A 22651-nucleotide genomic window follows, 5' to 3' on the forward strand; every position below is an offset into this window, starting at 1 on the left:
TAGAAAACTTGCTTTTTCTTCCCATAAGAAAAACCTCCTCAGCAAACAGTGCTTTTAATTATTTACACTGTCTACTGGGAGGTCATCATATCATTACTGGCGTTTTTTAAGTATTTCCTTTAATTCATCTTCACTGAACTGATAATGTGTATTACAGAACTGACATGTAATCTCACAGCCATGATCCTCATTAATCATGTCTTCTAAATCTTTTGTATGAAGTGTAGCTAAGGCTTCTCCCATCTTTTCTTTACTACAATCACATTTAAATGATAAATCCTGTGTATCTAGGATTTCAACATCCTCAAAGATCATCTTTAAGATTTCTTCTGGAGTATGTCCTTCATCTAATAACTGTGATACTGGTGGTGTATTCTTGATCTTATCTTCAATATACGCAATATCTTCTTCAGTTGCTTCTGGTAATAACTGAATAATATAACCACCTGCACTTCTTACGGTATTGTCTTCTTCTACAAGAACACCTACTGCAACAACTGATGGTACCTGTTCTGATAACATGAAGTAATAAGAGAAATCATCACCAATTTCACCAGTCTGTAATGGAGAACTAGATGTAATAGGTTCCTTTAATCCCATATCACGAGTGACCTGGATAGTCCCCTGATTACCTACACATAAGCCTACTGCAAGCTTACCTGTATCGTTGTATGTATAGTGAACTTCTGGATTAGATACAAATCCTTTGATTTTACCATCAGAATGTGTTGTACAAAGCATTGTACCGATTGGTCCACCACCGTTGATGACTACTGTCATCTTTTCTTTATTCTTATTCATAGCACCCATCATTAAAGTGACTGCCATCATACGTCCAAGTGCAGCACTTGCACAAGGCCATAAGTTATGATTCTGCTGTGCAACATTTGTAAGGTTAGTTGTTGTACAGGCAAAAACACGACAGTTCTTTGAATTAACGAGTCCACGTACTAAATAATCTTTCATTTATCTCATCTCCCTATCGCAAAATAGCTTACTAAAGGCAAAATCATACTAATGACAATAATACCTACTAATAGTCTTACCATAAATCTACGCTGCATTTTATTATCTCCTAAATGAAAATAAGCGCAAAGCGCTTATTTCATTTCATCTAGTAAATCATCTTCTGGATCAGCCTTAGGTGGTTCAGGAGTGTTATTGTTGTCATCGTTAGATTCAACATGTTCTTCTGTTCCATCATAAGTTTCTGGCATCTTACCAGTGTTATATAAAGACTGAATCTGTTCATGATTCAATGTTTCATGTTCAAGCAATGCATTCGCAATAATATCCATTTTGTCTTTATTATTGTTGATGATTTCAGTTGCCTGAGCATGTGCTGTTTCGATGATCTTACGTACCTGCTGGTCAATTTCAAATGCGATCTGACCAGAATGTGTATTACTTAATTGTGAATAGTCACGACCTAAGAATACTGCATTATCACCACTGTCATACTTAATTGGACCAAGTTCACTCATACCAAGTTCTGTAACCATCATACGAGCAATACGTGTAGCCTGTTCAATATCGTTATGAGCACCTGATGATACATCACCGAAGAAGATTTCTTCAGCCGTACGACCACCCATATAACCTGTAATAGTTGCAAGTAACTGTTTCTTAGTTGAGAAGTAAGTTTCTTCTCTAGGAGTCATCAAGTTATATCCACCTGCATCACCACGTGGTACAATTGTGACTTTCTGTACCTGGTTGGCATCTTCTAATGTCAAACCAATAATCGCATGTCCAGTTTCATGATAAGCAACAAGTTTTCTTTCATGTTCAGTATATTTTCTAGACTTCTTAGCTGGACCGCCAATAACTCTGTCAATCGCTTCATCGACATCACTTAATGTGATCATCTGATGACCGCTTCTTACTGCAAGTAATGCTGCTTCATTTAATACGTTCGCAAGTTCTGCACCTGAGAATCCCGGAGTACGCTGAGCGATGTTATCAAAATCAACATCTGGCGCAAAATGTTTATTTCTTGCATGAACCTTCAAGATCTGAGATCTTGCACGCTTATCAGGGTTAGATACTCTGATCTGTCTATCAAAACGTCCTGGACGTAATAATGCAGGGTCAAGAACATCTGCACGGTTAGTAGCTGCAAGGATAATAACACCTTCGTTACCTTCAAAACCATCCATTTCTACAAGTAACTGGTTTAATGTCTGTTCACGTTCATCGTGTCCACCACCAACACCAGTACCTCTCTGACGACCTACGGCATCAATTTCATCAATAAAGATGATACAAGGCGCATTTTCTTTTGCCTTCTTAAACATATCTCTTACACGGCCAGCACCAACACCAACGAACATTTCTACGAATTCTGAACCAGAAATAGAATAGAATGGAACGTTTGCTTCACCTGCAACAGCACGTGCTAATAATGTTTTACCTGTACCTGGAGGACCTACTAATAGAACACCTCTAGGAATTTTAGCACCCATTTCAGTAAACTTCTTAGGGTTCTTTAAGAATGCAACAAGTTCTGTTAATTCTTCTTTTTCTTCATCTGCACCTGCAACATCTGTAAAACGAGTCTTAGAATTTCTTTCTAGCTTAGCGCGAGAATTTCCAAATTCAAAGGCTTTATTGTTGCCTCCTGCAGCACCATTGAAATTCTTGAATACCCAGAACATACCACCAAACAATATTACATATGGAAGGATGGAACCTAGTATATTCCAGATCATGTTATCACTTTCTGAATCAGTGACCTTAATCTTGACATTCTTGTCTTCAAGAACCTGTGTTAATGAATCTAATTCTTTGTCTGTCTTAGGAACGATAGTTGTAAAGTTCACTTTATCGCCCTTAGAGTTCTTCTTGTAGCTACCTTCGACCTTGGTTACAAAACTATTAGGTGTAATAGTCACGTTATTTATCTTTTTATCTTTTACTACTGTCATGAATTGTGAATAAGTCAATTCTTTACTACCGCCATTATTCAATAAGAATGGGAATAATGAACTCAACAATAATAATACGATGACCCAAGGAAGAATAGCTTTAAATAATGTTTTGTTATTCTTCTTCATCATAAACTCCTTACTGGTAACATTCTTCTTTTAAGACACCAATATATGGTAGGTTTCTAAATCTCTGATCAAAATCAAGACCATAACCAACCACGAATAATTCTGGTACAGGGAAACCAACATACTTAGCCTGTACAGGATACTTTCTTGCTTCCTGTTTATCAAGCATAGTAACGATTTCACAAGATGCTGTACCACGATCTTTCAACATATGTGTAACAGTATCCAATGTTTTACCTGTATCAAGGATGTCTTCTACGATTAATACATCCATACCTTTGACATCGATATCAACGTCTTTCTTAATATGAATAGTTCCAGATTCAGTTCCTTTATAACTGCTGACTGACATATAATCAAAATATACATCGCCCTCAATATATTTAGAAAGTTCTGCTAGGAATGGAATAGATCCCTTTAAAAGACCAATAAGAAGAATCTTCTTACCTTCATAATCTTTTGAGATCTGTGCGCCTAATTCTTTACAGCGTTCAGAAATCTGTTCCTGTGTAAATAATATTTCTTTCATGTCCTTATGCATTGAACCGTACCTCCTAGTATAGTCGTTGTTATTTTATCACAAACAAATCTGGATTGATAGACAAATACTCCTTGTTTTTCGCAATTCCCGGGACCAAAAGAATATTTCCACGGCAATCTAATACAACTGGCCAATAACGTCGTAATGGTAAGGGAATTTTCGCATTAATAAAGAGTCTAGAAACCTTTTTAGTGCCCCCTGCTGTTTCCATACGATCGCCTGGTCTCATATTACGAATAGTGAGTGGAAAGTCTTCATCCTTGACAGGGATACCATCATTCATTTCTCCTTGTGTTCGAATCTTGAAATAAGGACAATCAAAGTTCTGTCTATGATCTATTCTATACGTATAATCTACTTGTTTTATAGATTTACGAATGTATACATTATTATATTCTTTTATGAACTCCTCATTAACACCAATTGGCATTTGAATATTAGGTTTAGAGGATTGAATCTGATGGATGATTTCATCAATGAGATGATGAGAAATCTTCAATACTTCTATATGTTTCTTTAATAAAGCATAGAGTACATCAGGAAGAAGTTCTTTTGGAACTAATGTATAATCCAGTGGTTCAGTGAGGTATTTGTCTACTTCTTGTTTTTTTATTGCCTGTTTCTTATTGTATTCTTCACCCTTTTTCAAGAGTTCTTCTTTTTGTGAGTCTGTATATTGATTTAAGATTGTATTACGGATACGGTCTCTTGTGAACTCTGTCTGGAAATTAGTATAGTCATCATGAAACAAAATATGATGATCATCACAATAATCACGTAGATCTTGTTTAGTCACATGAAGTAATGGTCTAATAATAGTCATACCTAAGCGATGAGAGACTTCCTGGATTCCTAAATAATCAGGATGAGAGTCACGTTCCAAGTGCATATAAATAGTTTCAATCACATCATCCTTTTGATGTCCTAGGCATAATGCATCACATTGTTCCATTTTATATACTTCCTGATAAAAAGCATAACGCATATCTCTTGCAACGCTTTGAAAATTTCCTCTCACATAATCATCCGGTGTAAATTCCTTATAATAAAAAGGAATAGAATGTGCTATACAATAGTCATGTACTACTTTGTAGTCCTCTTCTGTATCATCTCGAAGATTATAATTTACATGAGCGACACAGATTGAATATTCATGCATCATATCAAGAAGTGCCATAGAATCAGGACCACCTGATACACCTAGGAGATATTTCTTTTTTTTGTCTAATAATGATGTATTCAGCATATTTTCTCCTTTAGAAAAAAGTACCGTGATGGTACTTTTTAATTAATATATGATCTAGACATTTTAGAATGATTGAGTTTATATAAGACATAGATTGTCTGAATAAGACTCAATACTTCAGTAACTAATAATACAATACCTTCAGCCATAGTCAAACCAATAGCCATATCGATAGGATGTACAATAATAAATACGCCTAATGCAACACATAATACAGCACATAAGAAGATCCAGAACCAGTTGAATTCAATAATCTGCTGTAACTGGAATGAGAGCTGTAAGTTTAATAAGCCTTTGATCACAATCCATAAGCCAATGATCATTGTGAGTGCACTAATGAATGCATCAGCATTGAATGCAACAAAAACGCCTGCTAGTAATGCGAGAATACCTTCTAATAAATCATTAGAAAAGATACGCATATCATGAGTTAATGCAAAGTAAGTCACAAGATGAATGAGACCATCCACAAATAATGCACCTGAAATCACATAAACTACAATATCCAACATTGTCTTTGGGAAAACAATCAACAATACTGAAGCAACAATCATAATCACTGATGTGATGATAGATGCTTTACTATACTTCTTAATATATTCTTTAATCATAGTTCCACCTCGTATCTGTTATTGTAGCACAAAATATATGTTTTGTAAGTTACCGAGGTCAAAAATATATCCTTCATCCCCATAGAAGAAAGATTCATCAAACTTCTTAAAACCAATCTTCTTTAAGAGATGTCTTGATTTTTCATTCTGTTTATAGATATAGGCAATACATTTGAAGAAACCATGTTCTTCATGCATATAGCTTAAGAGTCCGAGTACCGCTTCAGTGCCAAAACCATTATTCCAGAAAACATCATCTAACGTATAACCAATAGAGAATGTATGAGGTGCCATGATTTCTATATGTAAATCACCAATAAGATGCTGGCTCCCTTTGATTGTAATACCAAACTGCATAGACCCTTTTTTGTGCTCTATTACAGTATCTCTACACTTCTTGATGAGTTTCACCGCATCTCTTTTTGTATATCTATTCCAGGATTGATACTGAGACACAGTCTTTTTACTGCGATATTCTACAAGACGATCAATATCATTTTCATCAAGTGTTCTAATTGTAAGACGTTCAGTTTCAAATATTTTCATAGTTATGATAAATGAACAACATTCTATCCTTTCCATTGATATCCTTGATGACTTCAAATGTATCATCTGGAAAATAGAGAGGAACAAGATGTTTCATTCTTTCTCCTTGATTATATCCAATTTCAAATGCAAGAATCGCTTTCTCCTTTAATATTGAAGGAGCTTGTTTAAATATATTTTCATAACATGCATAACCATGATCATCCGCAAATAATGCAAGATGTGGTTCATGATCCACTACTCGAGGATCCAATACTTCATCATAATCAATATAAGGTGGATTAGAGACAAGAATATCTACGTGAATATCTTTATCTATAAGAGGCTGTAATAAGTCCCCTTCTAAGAATGTGACAGAAGCTTCATGCTTCTTCGCATTATGAGATGCTGTTTTAAGAGCTTCTTTAGAGATATCTACTGCATATAGATCTGCCTTAGATTCACAAGCTAATGTGACTGCAATAGCGCCTGAGCCTGTACCTATATCTGCCACAACCATTCCTGGTTTTATATAAGATAAAACCTTTTCTACAAGTTCTTCTGTTTCATAACGAGGAATCAAAACACTTGGATTGACATCAAACTCTCTACCATAAAAATATTCTTTTCCAATAATATACTGATAAGGTTCACCCTTTAAATATCTATCCAAATAATCCTTATATTGCACAAGAAGAGCCTCTTCAACAGGCTCTTCCCTCTTCAACAATAGTTGATAATAAGCATCTCCTGTGAGATCTTCATAGAGTCTTTCAGGGATATTTGTATGTGGATCATCAATTAAATCATGCGCATGTTTAAGTAATTCACCTAATAGCACTTATTCTTCTTCTCCTAGAAGTTTTAATCTCTGATCTTCATTGATTAATGCATCAATGATTGGTTCTAATTTACCTTCCATAATACGATCTAACTGCTGAATAGTTAAACCAATACGATGGTCAGTGACACGGTTCTGAGGATAGTTATATGTTCTGATCTTTTCAGCACGGTCACCTGAACCAATCTTATTACGACGTTCGTTTCCTAGTTTTTCTTCTTCTTCTCTTAATTTAGCTTCATAAAGTCTTGTACGTAATGACTGCATAGCCTTAGCACGGTTATCATGCTGTGAACGGCCATCCTGGCTTGTTGCCACAATTCCTGTTGGAATATGTGTAATACGTACGGCAGAGTCAGTCTTATTGATATGCTGTCCTCCAGCACCAGATGAACGGTAAGTATCAACTCTTAAATCCTTTGGATCAATATCGATATCTACTTCTTCTGCTTCTGGCATAACTAATACTGTAGCAGTTGATGTATGAACACGTCCCTGTGTTTCAGTCTTAGGCACACGCTGTACACGATGTGAACCAGATTCAAACTTCATCTTAGAATATACACCAGTACCCTTGATAATAAATGATACAAGTGAATATCCTCCTGCTTCTGAAGGCTGAGCATCTTCAATTTCAATCTTCCATCCCTGTGATTCAGCATACTTAGAATACATTCTAAATAAGTCACCTGCGAAGATATTTCCTTCATCTCCTCCGGCTGCACCACGGATTTCCATGACTACGTTCTTTTCATCATTTGGATCCTTAGGAATTAATTCAATCTGGATATCATGTTCCATGATTGGCTGTTTCTTTTCTAATTCTTCTAATTCCATCTTAGCCATTTCTTTGATTTCAGGATCATTTTCATTTAATAATTCCTTGGCTTCTTCGATACCATCTAATAAAGCCTTGTATTCTTTATATAAGTTATAAGCCTTTTCTAAAGAAGCCTGTTCTTTAGAAGCCTGTGTCATCTTCTGAATATCATTCGCGATAGATGGATCCATAAGAATCTGTGTTAATTCTTCATATCTTTTTTCTACTGTCTGTAGTCTTTCTAATAGTGTATTCATCTTCTATCCTTTCTTTTAATAATATTGATTTCATCTAATAAATTTGTTAATTGTTCCAAATCGTACCCATTATAATATATTCAATTATTTTTCGCAATTAATTGAAGACGCTTTCTATTTCTTATATACTTGAATATATAAATTGGAGGTTTGTAAAAATGATAAAAGCAGTTATTTTTGATATGGACGGTTTGATGATTGATTCTGAAAGAGTGACTTTTGAATGTTATCAGGAAATCTTAAAACCAATGAATTTGACAATGGATGAAACATTCTATAAAACTTTATTAGGGAAACCTATCAAAGGAATCTATGAAAGATTTTACGATACTTATGGTAAGGACTTTCCTATTGATGATGTCATTAAAGATGTACATGCTTTAATGGCAAAACGTTTTGAAACAGAAGGTGTACCAATTAAGAAAGGTTTATTAGTGCTTCTTAATTATTTAAAAGAAAATGGTTATAAGACTATTGTCGCTACTTCTTCTAATCGTGATCGTGTCGATACTATTCTTGCACAGGCTCATATTACACAATATTTTGATGACTCAATTTGTGGTGATGAAGTAACTCATGGTAAACCACATCCAGAAGTCTTCTTAAAGTCTTGTGAAAAACTTGGTGTAAAGACTGATGAAGCATTTGTATTAGAAGATAGTGAAGCAGGTATTCAGGCCGCTTCTTCAGCTGGTATTAAAGTAATCTGTATTCCTGATATGAAATATCCTACAGAAGAATATGCAAATAAGACATATAAAATATTAGATTCTCTTGATGAAGTCATTAATGAATTAAACTAACAAAAAGAGTCGGAATGATGACCGACTCTTTTTAATGGGATTAAGGGAAAATTTTTTATGGCTTTTCTTTTCTACAACTGTATAATACAGGGAGTATATGAAATCTATGTGAACTTTTTGGAGGTTTTATTAAATGTATAATCAATATCGTGAAGGTTGGCTAGAAGTGATCTGTGGATGTATGTTTGCGGGTAAAACAGAAGAATTAATTCGTCGTATCAATGTATTGTCTTATGCAAGAAAAAATATTCTTGTGTTTAAGCCAAAGATTGATGATCGTTATTCTACAACTGAAATTGCTTCACATGCAGGAAGTAAAGTACCTTGTATTGTCATCAGTGAAGCAAAGGAAATACTTAATCATGTGAATTATGATACAGATGTTGTAGCGATTGATGAAGTACAGTTTTTTGATGAGGATGTTGTTGATATCTGTGAATATCTTGCAGATAGTGGATTACGTGTAATGGTTGCTGGTTTAGATAAAGATTTCCGTGGTGAACCATTTGGTGTCTTACCCGATTTATTAACACGTGCTGAGTTCGTGACTAAGCTAACTGCAGTATGTGCAAAATGTGGTGCACCAGCCACTAGAACACAGCGTATTATTAATGGTAAACCTGCTTCTTTTAATGATCCTATTGTCTTAGTAGGTGCTAAGGAAGCCTATGAACCACGTTGTCGTCATTGTCATGAAATAGTGGAAAAACCTATTAAATTTGAGAATCAGAAAAAAATACAATTCAGACCAAGAAAATAAGAGGCTGTAACGGGTAAATAACTCATTATAGTTTCATAAAAACAAAATGCGGACCGAGGTCCGCCTTTTGTGGTACATTAATTCTACCATGAAAACATACCAACAAGATTATACGACATATCAGACATATGCGCTACTAGATTTTGAAAAAGATATACCTGCTGATAAAAATTTTTTTAAGAAATGGGCAGGTTCATTTTAAATGCGTCTGAAATATGAAAAGGTTATTCACCATGCAGTGGTGAATAACCTTTTTTGGGTTTGGGTATACGAAAAAGAGCTGTAACGCTCATGGTAGTAGTAAATACTATCTATTCGTCACAGCCCCTTTTAAATTCTAAGTCCTTCACCACTGTTCTGGTTTTCTGGACCTGTATAGTAATCCGAGAAACGAGAGTATTGTTTTTCAAATACAAGGCTGATATCGGCTGTTGCACCATTTCTGTGCTTAGCCACAACAATTTCTGTTAAGCCGTTTGTTTCTGCTTCTTTTTCTTTGTTCTGATAGTCTTCACGATGAAGGAAGGCTACAATATCGGCATCCTGTTCGATAGCTCCTGATTCTCTTAAGTCGGACAACATTGGTTTTCCTTTACGCTGTTCAACCTGACGAGAAAGCTGTGATAAGGCAATAACAGGACACTTTAATTCTCTTGCTAGTGCTTTTAACTGTCTAGAGATATCAGATACTTCCTGCTGTCTTGATTCTCTTGATGAAGATGGACCAGAGATTAACTGGAGGTAATCGATAATAACCATCTTTAATCCCTGTTCTCTTTGTAGTCTTCTGCATTTAGCTGCAATTTCACCAATCTTAACAGCTGGTGTATCATCAATATATAAATTACAACGTGTGACACGATCTGCTGCTGCATAATATTTATTCGCATTCTCTTTTAAAATCGCACCTGTTTTTAATTTATCGTTATCAATAGATCCTGCACAGCATATTAATCTGGTGACAAGCTGTTCAGCAGGCATTTCTAGTGAAAATATTGCGACAGCTTCTTCACTATTAAGTGATGAGTTAAAACCAATATTCAAGGCAAAAGCTGTCTTACCTACAGAAGGTCTAGCTGCAAGAATAACTAAATCACCCGGCTGAAAGCCTGATGTTAATTTATCTAATTCTTTATAGCCTGTCTTTACACCAGAGACAACTCCACCATTTTTCTGAAGGAGATTCATTCTGGCTGTGACATTCTGTACAACACTTTCAATTGTCTTGAATTCCCCGGCATTTCTATCTCTAGTGACTTCTAAGACATCTTTTTCTACTGTATCAATAAAATCATTAATATCAGTAATTTCACCATAAGCATCTTGTACGATGTTTGTAGCTTCTTTAATAAGTCTTCTAAGTAATGACTTCTCATTTAATATCTGAAGATAATGTGTTGTATGAGCGACTGTTGGTACTGAATTCGCAAGTACCAATAAGTAGTCTACTCCACCTACTTTTTCTAATATCTTCTGGTTAATTAAATAATCAGTCACTGTAGTGGCATCAATTGGTTTATTACCGTCATGAAGGAACTTCATACCTGTAAAGATCAGTCGATGCGCATCAAGATAGAAATCCTGAGGTGTTGCCATGTTGATGACATCATTACATGCGTTCTTATCAATCAACATCGCCCCTAACAAAGCACGTTCTGCCTCTAAGTCATGAGGGAGTTCTCTTGTATCCATAAGTATTCACCTTATTTTTCAGATAGATGAACATTGATAGTCGCAATAACACCTTTATAAAGTTCAATCTTCAACTTAGTAGTTCCTAAAGCACCTACTGGATATGCATTGATGAACTTTCTCTTATCAATCTTAATACCATGTTCTTCCAATAATTTCTTTGCGATATGTTTTGTAGAAACATGATCAAAGCTCTTACCATCCTTACCAGTCTTTACTTTGAATTCTACCACAATAGTTTCAAGCTTCTTTGCAAGTTCCTGAGCTTCTTCTTTCTTCTTTAAGTCTTCCTGTTTCTTTTCTTCTTCCTGCTGAGCAACAATCTTCTTACCTGTTTCTGTTGCCATTAAAGCTTTACCATTCTTAATTAAGAAGTTCTGTCCATAACCGTCAGATACATTAACGATTTCACCCTTCTTACCAACTTTTTTCACATCTTCTAATAAAATAACTTTCATATTTATACACCCCTATCTTCCAAATATGCATCTATTGCATGTTCTAATCTCTCTTTTGCTTCTTCGATTGTCACATTTTCAATCTGACAGGCAGCCATAGAGAAATGACCACCACCATTTAGATCTTCCATAATCATCTGGACATTGATCTTTTTAGAACTACGTGCACTGATTGCCACCGTGTTCTTAGATATATATCCTATCGCAAATGCAGCATAAATGCCAGAAACATATACTAATTGGTTTGCAGCCTTTGCGAGAGTAGAACGACTCAGTTCGTCATCTTTGCCTGTCGCAATAAGGAATCTATCCTTATAACGATAAGCTGATTCTGTGATATCAAATATTTCTTTCATACATTCAAATGAATCTTCTAATAATTCATATGCAAGTGCTAAGTCAGCCTGTGCTTCTTTGAGTTTAGCTGCTGACTGGAATGTTCTTGTACCCACATGCTGTCTGAAATAGTTTGTATCTACTAGCATCCCCGTATACATAACTGTCGCATCAAGTGATGAAATTTCAATTTCATGTTGCTGGTAGTCAAATAGTTCTACAAGTAATTCTACTGTAGAGGATGCAGATGGTTCTAAGTATGTGAGAACCGGTGAAGAAATAAATTCTTCACTACGACGATGGTGGTCAATAATGACCTTGTTTTTTACTTTATCAAGTACTGAACGGCTAATAGCCAATGAATCCTTATGATTATCTACACAGATTAATAAAGTATCTTTATTAGTTTTTTCAAGTGCTTCTGAAATAGTCAACATTAAACCCTTATAATCAGGATTACTTCTCAACATTTCTACGACACCTTTTGTTTTTTCTTCAAGAGATTCATAGTCAATTACGATATTGGCTCTCTTACCTAAATTCTCTGCAATACGCGCAGCCGCAAGAGAAGCACCAAATGAATCCAAATCTGAGTTCTTATGTCCCATAACTAAGACATTACGTGAACGACTAATAAGACCGGCAAGAGACTGTGCCATAATACGGGAACGTACTTTAGAAGATGTTTCAAATGCATCTGTTTTACCACCAAAGTAACGTACATGATCTTTACCACTCTTAATCGCAATCTGGTCACCACCACGTGAATAAGCAAGGCTTAATGCTGAAGAAGCAAGTTCTTCTAATTCTCTTAATACCTTTGTACTTCTACCAATACCAATAGATAATGTCATAAGCACATCTAATTCTTCTATCGCATTCTTGAAATCATCCAAAATAGAGAATTTAGATTCAATAAGTTTCTTATAGATACGTTCATTAAAGAAGACAATGTATTTACCTGTCTGATAACGTCTAATGATCATACCATTCTTATATGCCCAATCAGTAATTAAGCTACGACATTGGTTTTGAATCTTTACCTTCTGTGATTCATCTACATTCGCAATAATTTCATCATAGTTATCCACAGTAATATAACCCATGCATACCTGCATATCTTCATAGTCCTGTGATAAAGAGACATATTGTGTCACATCCTTCATATAGATGAGTCTTGTATCCGCACTATTATATACTTCGAATTTCTTTCCTTTGACTTCTATTGTTTTGACATCTTCATCATCAAAAAGACTAGCAAGTGTAGGCTGCCATTCTAATAGCTTGATTCCTACAATATTGATATTTAATGCCTTTAAGAAGTCTGAAACCCATGTAATGTTTCTGTTTTCATCATATTGAATCAGTCCTACGCCACCATAGATCAAAGCATTCTTTGCATCAATACCTAAAGCATCACTGACTGAATAGCTGTTTTGATCCATTAAGTAGCCCATATAGAATAGTAACGATATGTAGATTACATTCGTAATAACCGCAAATATCGCAAGACGAAGCATCCAAGCCTGATGAAATATACCAAAAGCCGCAAAGGTCGCAAAGGTAATAAATACGAGTAAAAGAACAAAGATATTTCTAAGTTGCGCAACTTTTCTCGTCATTGTAGAAGCCCTCCTTATTGATACTTATTATACAGTATTTGACGTATTTCAACAAATATATCAATAATTCCTAGAATCACTAATAGTGTCTGTAGGAACGGAATGAATACTAAAAATATAAGTAAGTTAGAATAACGTCCATGGTTTCTGATAATAAGATAGAAAGATAAGAAAGAAAGTCCATCCACCATAAATCCTAAGATACTAATAAAATAGATATATTGTACAATAACAACATTTCCAAAATATTGTCTCGCAATCATACTACCTGCAAGCATGATTGCGAGAATATATCCCATTTTAGGACTGAATCTAAATGTCGCAATATGAATACTCATATCAAAAGGTATTCTTAAGCGTTTAAAGAATAATGCACATAACATCATGACTAGATAACTCTGTAAGAATGACATAATGAGTATAGAGAGTGGAATGAGATTATAGAAGTCCTGAAAAGTAAAGGCATTAGTTATAGAAGGCACTGCCGCAATAATCTGGTTATACATTTCTTTTGCTTCAGTGAGTAAGTTAATACCTAGTACTCCTGAGAATACATAGAAATATAAAAAGTCAGATAAAAAGAAGAATGTAGCACCAAGCACCAACATTGTTTCTTTCTTAGCTTTATTTTTTAAACATAGCCCTACAACTGTTCCCATACCAAGTGATGAGAGGACAATTAATACATAACTGAGTGTTCCAAATAGGAAGGCAATGACCATGGAAGCAACGGAAGTCATTAAAGCTTCTTTAAGGCCTGTCTTATAGCTATAAATAGCCATAGGAATAGCCATTCCATAGCCAATTAAGCTATCAAACATCGTACCTGTCATTGTATTGAGTACTGCAAGGACACCAAAGAGTGATGCGATGAGTGCACCCTGCACGAGTTTATTTGTTTTCATAATTCATTTCTCCTTGTGGTCATTATACAACAATCACATCGCTTGACGTATACCCCTATAGGGTATATGATTGGAACAGGAGGTGAAATAATGGATAAAAAAGATTGCTGCTGCAGTGAACGTCATAAGGATCGTAGTGAAGAAGAAAAGAAAAAACTCATGAACCGCCTCAAACGTATCGAAGGTCAGATTCGAGGAATTGAAGGCATGGTAGAAAAAGATGCTTATTGTCCTGATATTCTTGTTCAGGTTTCTGCAGTCAATGCAGCTTTGAATAGTTTTAATAAAGAATTACTTGCAAAGCATATTAAGACATGTGTTGTGGATGATATTAAAGAAGGTCATGATGAAACAATTGATGAATTAGTGAAAGTATTACAGAAGGTGATGAAATGAAACAATATAATATTACTGGTATGAGTTGTGCAGCGTGTGCCAATCGTATTGAAAAAACTGTAGCTCATATTAATGGTGTAGATAGCTGTTCTGTTTCTTTACTCACAAATTCTATGGGCGTAGAAGGAACAGCATCTTCTGAATCTATTATTCAGGCAATTGAGAATATTGGATATGGTGCAAGTGAAAAAGGTGTTAAAAAAGTAAAAGATGATTCTTTAGTCGATCATGAGACACCAAAATTAAAGAAGAGACTGATTACTTCTCTAGTATTCTTAATACTATTAATGTATTTATCTATGGGTCATATGATGTGGAAATGGCCTGTACCTTCGTTTTTGGAGAATCATGTATCTATTGCAGTAACAGAAATGTTATTGACTATTATTATTTTAGTCATTAATAAAGCATTCTTTGTTAATGGGTATAAGAGTTTATTTCAATTATCCCCTAACATGGATGCTTTGGTCGCATTAGGGTCTAGTGCTGCTTTTGGTTATAGCTTAGTTGTTTTATATTTAATGATTGATGCCATGAGCCAGGGACAGATGATGAAGGTGATGAGTTTAGGACATGATCTCTATTTTGAATCTGCAGCTATGATTCCTACTTTAATTACTGTTGGTAAGATGTTAGAGGCAATGTCTAAAGGACGTACTACAGATGCCTTAAAGAGTTTAATGGATCTTGCACCTCAGACTGCAGTCATTATTAAGGATAATAAAGAAGTCACTGTAAGTATTGATGAAGTGAATAAGGGTGATTTGTTTATTGTCAGACCAGGTGAAAATATTCCTGTTGATGGTGTGATTGTGGAAGGTTCTACAGCTATTGATGAATCTGCCTTAACAGGTGAAAGTATTCCTGTTGATAAAACAGTAAATGATACAGTATCTGGTGCAACACTTAATCAGTCAGGCTTTATTAAAGTACGTGCCACTCGTGTAGGTGAGGAGACAACACTTTCACAGATTATTCAGATGGTGAGTGATGCAGCATCTACTAAAGCACCTATCGCAAAGAAAGCCGATCAAGTCTCTGGTATCTTTGTACCTGTGATTATCGGTATTGCGTTAGTCACATTTATTGTCTGGATGATTCTTGGAAAGAGTATTGGATTCTCTATTGCTCGCGCTATTTCCGTTTTAGTTATTTCATGTCCATGTGCATTAGGTCTTGCAACACCAGTGGCTATTATGGTAGGTAATGGTATGGGCGCAAAGCATGGTATCTTGTTTAAGACATCTGAATCATTAGAAGTGGCAGGATCTATTGATATTATTGCATTAGATAAGACAGGTACAATCACAAAAGGAACTCCTGTAGTGACTGATGTGGTCCCTTATAAGATAGAAAAAGAAGTACTATTAAATTATGCTTCTAGTCTAGAAAAAAAGAGTGAGCATCCTCTTGGTAAAGCTGTGACTGATTATTATCAAGGTAGTGAAGATGTTGAAGACTTCGAGATATTACCTGGTCATGGGTTAAGAGGGTTAATTCATGGTAAAGAAGTATTAGGTGGCAGTATCAAGATGATGGAAAAACATATTCCTGAAGAAATGATGACACAGGCATCTGACAAGGCAATGGAAGGTAAGACACCTCTATTCTTTAGTTATGATGATACTTATCTTGGCATGATCTGTGTGGCTGATACAATGAAGGAAGATAGCCCTCAGGCTATTAAAGAAATGCAGAACATGGGTATTCAAGTTGTAATGTTGACAGGTGACAACAAGAAGACTGCAGATGCAATTGGTAAAAAAGCCGGTGTGGATGAAGTAATTGCAGGAGTATTGCCTGATGGTAAAGAGAGTGTTATTAAAGATTTACAAAAGCATGGTAAAGTAGCGATGGTGGGTGATGGAATCAATGATGCACCTGCCCTCACACGTGCGGATATTGGAATTGCGATTGGGGCAGGTACTGATATTGCGATAGATGCAGCTGATGTTGTCTTAATGAATAGTAAGCTGACAGATGTCACTGCCGCTATTAGACTCTCTCGTGCGACATTAAGAAATATCCATGAAAACTTATTCTGGGCATTTTTCTATAATGCGATTTGTATTCCTGTTGCTGCTGGTGTATTTATTCACTTAACAGGATGGCAGATGAGTCCTATGTTAGGGGCTGCTGCCATGAGTTTATCTAGTTTCTTTGTATGTATGAACGCGTTGAGACTCAATACTTTCTTTATGCATGATGCATCTAAAGATATAAAAAGAAAGAAAAAGGAGAAGAAAACAATGGAAAAGACTTTAGAAATTACTGGTATGATGTGTGGTCATTGTGAAATGGCTGTAAAGAAGGCATTAGAAGCTGTAGATGGTGTAGAAAGTGCTGATGTAAGTCATGAAAAAGGCACTGCAGTTGTGACTTTAAGTAAAGAAGTATCTAATGATGTCTTAAAGAAAGCTGTAGAAGATAAAGATTATGCAGTTACATCTATTAAATAAAAAAAGAAGTCCTAAGACTTCTTGAGATCCTCAAATGCATAACTATGCATTTGGGGATTTTTTCTTTCAAACTCTTCTTTTTGGATTTTAGAACGAGAAATGACATCCTGAAGTAATTCTCTTGATGAGATACGTGTCGCCCCATGGCCTAATACAATTTTCTGTTCAAGATTATCACTTGTGGCTACCACAAGACGATATTGCCCTGCCATCTGTTTTGTGATGCTTTCAATATAAGCATCCGCTGTCTGTCCTTCTTTTGTATAAACGATTTCCATATCATGATACATCTGACTCTTGCCTTTATTCTGTGGAACCTTATAAGCATCAAAGACAAGGATCATATGACAGCCACGATACCCTTTATAGCTCATCAATATATCAATAAGCTTATCTCTTGCACTACCTAGGTTTTCTTTCGCAAGTTCTTTCAATTCATCCCAGGCAAAGATGACATTATATCCATCCACAATCAAATATTCATCTAATACCTGTACTGTATTAGAAGAAACATGATCTTGTTTTGGTTTATAGTAGTCACTTGAAAGTTTTGTGTTTATTGGACCATAGGTACGTTCATATACTCTTTTAAGTTCTTCATCACTAATATGTACAGGATTATGTGTATAAGTATGTTCCTGTTTCATCGCACTATAAAGAGGTAAATGCATCTTCTCTCTTACTTCATCATAAGGGACATAATATCCTGCACCATGTGAACAGAAAATAGAACCTGTAGGATTATCTAGATCTGATTCACTATCATAATCACATTTAGTTATCACTTCTTCCTGATTTTCTACTGGTGCATAGAATGTATCTAAGAAGAAAAGCTGTCCTTTTCCTTTTGTGGAAGTCAGAAGTTCTTTTTGGTAGTGAGTCAAGAATAAAACAGGTGCTTCTCCATGAAGTGTTGTAATATCATTATTCTCATTCACTACAGTAGGTGTTGGATAGTCTTCTAAAGCATAGTAAACCTTACTCAAAGCTTCTGTAGGAATGACTAATTCATATTTATAATATGGCTCTAAAATAACTGATTCAGTCATTTTTAACCCTTGTCTAATAGCACGATAAGTGGCTTCTCTGAAGTCTCCTCCTTCTGTATGTTTTAAGTGGGCTTTACCACCTAGAAGTGTGATTTTCATGTCTGTAATAGGAGACCCTGTGAGTACACCTAAGTGTTCTTTTTCCTGTAAGTGTGTCATGATGAGATTTTGATATCTCTCTTCTAAGTTATTCTGACATTGATTATCAAAGACAAGTCCTGAACCTTGAGGAAGTGGTTCTAAGTAAAGATGGACTTCACTATAGTGTCGTAATGGTTCAAAGTGTCCTACCCCTTCTATTGGTTCTTTGATTGTTTCTAGATAAGCGACATCTCCTTCATCCACTGTGATGTCCTCATTAAAACGATCTTTCATTAATTGTTTAAGAATATCTATCTGTACTTCACCCATTAAAGAAACCTGGGCATGATCATCAAAGAGTTTTAAATGAAGTAATGGTTCTTCTTCACCTAATACCTTTAAAGAAGAAAAGAAATGGTTGATATCTGCCTCTTTAGATGGTTGAATTTGATACAACATAGAAGGTCTCAGTGTTGAATGAATCACATGTCCTAATCCAATATAATCCCCTGCCTGAAGCTTCTTAATACCTGTTAAGGCTACAATATCATTCTGAGATGCTTCTTCTACTAAAGTATAGCGGTTCCCTTGATATAACCTAATTTGATGAATCTTTTCATCATGGATTGTATCACGTACATGAAGCCTGCCACCAGTGACCTTAATAAAGACAAGACGTTCTCCTCTTTCATCTCTCGTAATCTTAAAGACTTGTGCGGATAATTCTTTCTGTGGTTCTTTTTCTAAAGTATAACGGTCTAAGGCATCGAGTAGTTCATCTACACCTTGATTCTTAAGTGCACTACCAAAATAAAGTGGATAAAGATGTCTATTAGAAATCGCTTTTGCGATAGATGTATCCTTTAAAGACTCTGTTTCTAAATATTCTTCTATCATCTCTTCATCAAGTGCTGCAATATCTTCTTCAGAAGCACTCATATCCATAATATGAGGAGATAATTGTGATAAAGAGTCCAATAACTCTTCTTTTGTATAATGTGTTAAATCCATCTTATTCACAAAGATGAATGCTGGTACATGATAGTGTCTCAATAAGTTCCAGATTGTTTTAGTATGCGCCTGTACACCATCTAAACCATTGATAATCACTATTGCATAATCAAGAACACTTAATGCACGTTCCATTTCTCCACTAAAATCAGCATGTCCTGGTGTATCAATAAACGTGAAATGGTTATTCTTATAATCAAGAGCAGAAACCTTAGAAAAGATAGTAATGCCTCTTTCTCTTTCCTGTGTATTATAGTCAAGGAATGTATCTTTATGATCAACACGACCCTGATGTTTAATTGTCCCTGTCGTATAGAGTAATGACTCACTTAATGTGGTTTTACCTGCATCAACATGAGCCACCATTCCAAGTGTTAATTGTTTCATCAAATCACCTCTTGATTATTGTATCATAGATCAATCAAAAAACACCTTGGTTTTATCCAAGGTGGAAATACATAAAGTTTACTGCCTGTTTTAACTACAGTTCTATGAATTATGCATTCTTTAAGAACGCTTTATATGCCTGATATGTTTCGTATACGTCTACTTTAGATACGACTTCCATTGGTGCATGCATATTTAATACTGCAATACCTGCATCAATCACATCCATGTTGTAGTTTCCTAGGATATAAGCAATAGTGCCTCCTCCACCTAGGTCTACCTTACCAAGTTCAGCTGTCTGATAATGGATATTTGATTCATCCATCACAGCACGAATTCTCGCAACATATTCAGCAGATGCATCATTACTTCCACTCTTACCTCTTGCACCAGTATATTTATTAAATACAATACCATTACCTAAATAAGCAGCGTTCTTCTTATCATTCACACTTACAAATAATGGATCTACACCAGCAGATACATCACTTGAAAGCATCTTTGATCTAGATAAAGTAAGTCTTGTCTGCACAAAACTATCAATACCCATCTTCACTAACATTTCACCAACTGTATTTTCAAAGAATAAAGATTGAGCACCTGTAGCACCTACTGAACCGATTTCTTCTTTATCTACAAGAATAGTACAGCATGTATAGTCACATACATCCATATCAAGAATTGCAGTTAAAGATGTATAGGCACATACTCTATCATCATGACCATAACCAGCAATCATTGAACGATCTAAACCATAGTCTCTTGCTTTACCACTTGGTACAACTTCAATTTCAGCTGATACAAAATCTTCTTCTTCGATGTCATATTTATCTTTTAATAGTTTTAAGATATTGGCCTTCACAGCATCTTTTTCTTCACCTACTAAAGGCATATTACCTAAAGTAACATCAAGGTTTTCACCTTCAATCACTTTAGCTGCTTTCTTATCTAACTGTTCTGCAGCTAAGTGAATAAGTAAATCAGAGATACCTACTACTGGATCATTATCATCTTCACCAATGACAACATCTACGACAGTACCATCTTTCTTTGCGACAACACCATATAATGATAGAGGGATAGTTACCCACTGGTATTTCTTTACACCACCATAATAGTGTGTATCAGCTAATACGAATCCTTCTGATTCATATAATGGATTCTGTTTTAAGTCCATTCTAGGAGAGTCAATATGAGCACCTAAGATTCTCATACCTTCTGTAAGTGGCTTATTACCAATCACAAATAATGCGATATTCTTATCTCTGTTGTTGACATAAACCTTGTCTCCTGGCTTAAGTGTTTCAAAAGAGTCTAATGGCTTGAATCCTTTTTCTTTGGCTAAACGAATAGAGTCTTTAACACAAGCACGTTCTGTTTTGTTTTTTGAAATATAATCTTTATAACCTTCATTATATTCCATGACTTCATTGAGATTGTCCTTATACTTTTCCCATGTATTTTTTGCGTACATTTTCTAACCTCTTTTCTTTATATCTCTACAACAGTATACCATGATTATGTTTAAAAGATAGTGTTATAAAAAATATCGTTTCTTTCGTTTCGCTCTTTTTGCAACGAAAGTTTTTTCGTTGCAATTCGTTACAAACGATATATTCATTTTAATAAAAGCTCCTCTTTTGCAAATGGGTGGTAAGTAGCAATTCATTACGAGAAATGTTATAATCAGAATGCTTGTAGAAAGGCAAGCTCTTGAAGAGCTTCATGAGGTGAATAACCATCAAGAGGAACTTGGCGGTTCTGGTTATTCATCTCTTGAAACTCCGAACCGCCAAACACAAATGAATAAAAAAGAACGTAGAAAATATCCATCTTTACGTTCGTTTACTTGGTCTGAAAATTCAGAGAAATCAGAAGGACAGTTGCTTGTTGAAAATACTGTTCAAGAATGGTACAACGCTAAACATGCAACATCATCTGTTTCAGAAATAGAATTTATAAATTCTTTAGACATAAAACAATGTCCATTTTGTGGATCTCTTGATTTTACAAAGTATGGGCATAAGAAAGACGGAACACAAAGATATATTTGTAAAGGATGTGGTAAACGCTTCACGGCTTTGACAAATACAATCTTTGATTCAAAAAAGATTCCTATTTCAGAATGGATTGAGTATTTACTGCATTTGTTTGAATTTCACTCTATAAATTCAACAGCCTATGATAATAGAAATTCACCCACTACAGGTAAATATTGGCTGATAAAAACATTTGAAGTCTTAAAAGGAATACAAGACGATGTTGTACTAGATGGTACAGTATACTTAGATGAAACATATTTCACAAAAGCAAAAAGTAAACTAGCGACAAAAGATGAAAAGAAACTAAGAGGAATTTCTAGAAATAAAATAGGTGTTGGTGTTGCCTGTAACGAGACAAAATCAATTTTTATAGTTACAGGAACATCTAAACCTTCAAGAAAATCAACAAAAGAAACATACAGTAAGCATATTGCAAGAGGCTCTATATTAGTACATGATGATGAGCATTCTCACAGTATATTGATTGAAGAATTAGAACTGGAAAGCAAAGTATACTCAACAAGAGAAACAAAAGGTTTATCAGATAAAGACAACCCTTTATATCCAGTTAATAATCTTCATTTATTAATGAAACAATTCATAAGAAATCACGGAGCTTATGACAGAGAAACCTCCAAGACTGGCTGAATCTATTTTGGTTCATTATGAATGACCCAAAGGATAAGTATGATAAGGTATTGAAATTTATAGAAATGGCAGTTTTGTCGCCAAAAAGAGTGCGATATCGAGATG

19 protein-coding genes are annotated in these 22651 nt (G+C 35.1%); 5 read left to right on the forward strand and 14 right to left on the reverse strand.

What is annotated here, in order from left to right; genetic code table 11:
• Positions 1-93: 93 nt before the first annotated feature.
• The 8 genes from hslO to prfA all read right to left on the reverse strand — a co-directional run bounded on the left by hslO (position 94) and on the right by prfA (position 7897).
• Positions 94-966, reverse strand: a complete 873-nt coding sequence (gene hslO, locus ABUA27_RS06275; protein ID WP_129981519.1) for an Hsp33 family molecular chaperone HslO — start codon at positions 964-966, stop codon at positions 94-96.
• 134 nt (positions 967-1100) lie between these two features.
• Positions 1101-3059: an ATP-dependent zinc metalloprotease FtsH gene (gene ftsH / locus ABUA27_RS06280; protein WP_192924019.1), complete on the reverse strand. Its 1959-nt coding sequence runs from the start codon at positions 3057-3059 to the stop codon at positions 1101-1103.
• A 7-nt stretch (positions 3060-3066) separates the two neighbouring features.
• Positions 3067-3597, reverse strand: coding sequence for a hypoxanthine phosphoribosyltransferase (gene hpt, locus ABUA27_RS06285; RefSeq protein ID WP_022425752.1), 531 nt, complete (start codon positions 3595-3597; stop codon positions 3067-3069).
• Positions 3598-3625: 28 nt separating this feature from the next.
• Positions 3626-4843: a tRNA lysidine(34) synthetase TilS gene (gene tilS / locus ABUA27_RS06290; protein WP_288835162.1), complete on the reverse strand. Its 1218-nt coding sequence runs from the start codon at positions 4841-4843 to the stop codon at positions 3626-3628.
• A 38-nt stretch (positions 4844-4881) separates the two neighbouring features.
• The gene (locus ABUA27_RS06295; protein WP_022425750.1) at positions 4882-5454 is read right to left on the reverse strand and encodes an HdeD family acid-resistance protein; all 573 of its coding nucleotides are present in this window, start codon (positions 5452-5454) and stop codon (positions 4882-4884) included.
• 18 nt (positions 5455-5472) lie between these two features.
• On the reverse strand, positions 5473-6000 hold the full coding sequence (locus tag ABUA27_RS06300; RefSeq protein WP_281073079.1) for a GNAT family N-acetyltransferase: 528 nt from the start codon (positions 5998-6000) through the stop codon (positions 5473-5475).
• Positions 5987-6820: a peptide chain release factor N(5)-glutamine methyltransferase gene (prmC, locus tag ABUA27_RS06305; RefSeq protein WP_288835163.1), complete on the reverse strand. Its 834-nt coding sequence runs from the start codon at positions 6818-6820 to the stop codon at positions 5987-5989. The genes ABUA27_RS06300 and prmC overlap by 14 nt, the downstream gene beginning before the upstream one ends.
• Positions 6821-7897 carry a peptide chain release factor 1 gene (gene prfA, locus ABUA27_RS06310; RefSeq protein ID WP_187012300.1) on the reverse strand — a complete coding sequence of 359 codons (1077 nt, stop codon included), beginning with the start codon at positions 7895-7897 and terminating at the stop codon, positions 6821-6823.
• A 158-nt stretch (positions 7898-8055) separates the two neighbouring features.
• Between prfA and ABUA27_RS06315 the strand changes: the two genes are divergently transcribed.
• A complete protein-coding gene (locus ABUA27_RS06315) occupies positions 8056-8700 on the forward strand; it encodes an HAD family hydrolase (protein WP_288834787.1) in 645 nt (214 codons plus the stop codon).
• 133 nt (positions 8701-8833) lie between these two features.
• Positions 8834-9460 carry a thymidine kinase gene (locus tag ABUA27_RS06320; protein WP_129981526.1) on the forward strand — a complete coding sequence of 209 codons (627 nt, stop codon included), beginning with the start codon at positions 8834-8836 and terminating at the stop codon, positions 9458-9460.
• Between the two features lie 330 nt (positions 9461-9790).
• On the opposite strand, the gene dnaB is transcribed toward ABUA27_RS06320, so the two are convergent.
• From dnaB to ABUA27_RS06340, 4 genes are read right to left on the reverse strand one after another with little or no spacing between them, the layout of a single operon-like run.
• The gene (dnaB, locus tag ABUA27_RS06325; protein WP_117460310.1) at positions 9791-11152 is read right to left on the reverse strand and encodes a replicative DNA helicase; all 1362 of its coding nucleotides are present in this window, start codon (positions 11150-11152) and stop codon (positions 9791-9793) included.
• 11 nt (positions 11153-11163) lie between these two features.
• A complete protein-coding gene (rplI, locus tag ABUA27_RS06330; RefSeq protein ID WP_129981225.1) occupies positions 11164-11610 on the reverse strand; it encodes a 50S ribosomal protein L9 in 447 nt (148 codons plus the stop codon).
• Between the two features lie 2 nt (positions 11611-11612).
• Positions 11613-13568, reverse strand: a complete 1956-nt coding sequence (locus ABUA27_RS06335; RefSeq protein ID WP_129981224.1) for a GGDEF domain-containing protein — start codon at positions 13566-13568, stop codon at positions 11613-11615.
• A gap of 14 nt (positions 13569-13582) precedes the next feature.
• Entirely contained in the window at positions 13583-14473 is an 891-nt protein-coding gene (locus ABUA27_RS06340; protein WP_287846467.1) for a DUF2232 domain-containing protein, read from the reverse strand.
• A gap of 90 nt (positions 14474-14563) precedes the next feature.
• Here ABUA27_RS06340 and ABUA27_RS06345 point away from each other — a divergent pair, with 90 nt between their 5' ends.
• Together ABUA27_RS06345 and ABUA27_RS06350 are read left to right on the forward strand one after the other, a co-directional pair.
• On the forward strand, positions 14564-14869 hold the full coding sequence (locus tag ABUA27_RS06345) for a metal-sensing transcriptional repressor (RefSeq protein ID WP_022425740.1): 306 nt from the start codon (positions 14564-14566) through the stop codon (positions 14867-14869).
• Positions 14866-17328 (forward strand): heavy metal translocating P-type ATPase, encoded by a 2463-nt coding sequence (locus ABUA27_RS06350; RefSeq protein ID WP_349820426.1) that lies wholly within the window; start codon positions 14866-14868, stop codon positions 17326-17328. The genes ABUA27_RS06345 and ABUA27_RS06350 overlap by 4 nt, the downstream gene beginning before the upstream one ends.
• An 11-nt stretch (positions 17329-17339) precedes the next feature.
• Here ABUA27_RS06350 and ABUA27_RS06355 read toward each other — a convergent pair whose 3' ends face one another.
• Positions 17340-19856: a translation factor GTPase family protein gene (locus tag ABUA27_RS06355; RefSeq protein ID WP_129981221.1), complete on the reverse strand. Its 2517-nt coding sequence runs from the start codon at positions 19854-19856 to the stop codon at positions 17340-17342.
• Positions 19857-19965: 109 nt separating this feature from the next.
• Entirely contained in the window at positions 19966-21330 is a 1365-nt protein-coding gene (locus tag ABUA27_RS06360) for an aminopeptidase (RefSeq protein WP_022425737.1), read from the reverse strand.
• 217 nt (positions 21331-21547) lie between these two features.
• On the opposite strand from ABUA27_RS06360, the gene ABUA27_RS06365 reads away from it, so the two are divergent.
• Positions 21548-22546, forward strand: coding sequence for an IS1/IS1595 family N-terminal zinc-binding domain-containing protein (locus tag ABUA27_RS06365; protein ID WP_349820427.1), 999 nt, complete (start codon positions 21548-21550; stop codon positions 22544-22546).
• The last annotated feature ends 105 nt before the right edge of the window (positions 22547-22651 follow it).

Source organism: Catenibacterium sp. RTP21428st1_D7_RTP21428_210409, from assembly GCF_040227455.1.
In the GTDB taxonomy this organism is placed as follows: domain Bacteria; phylum Bacillota_I; class Bacilli_A; order Erysipelotrichales; family Coprobacillaceae; genus Catenibacterium; species Catenibacterium mitsuoka_A.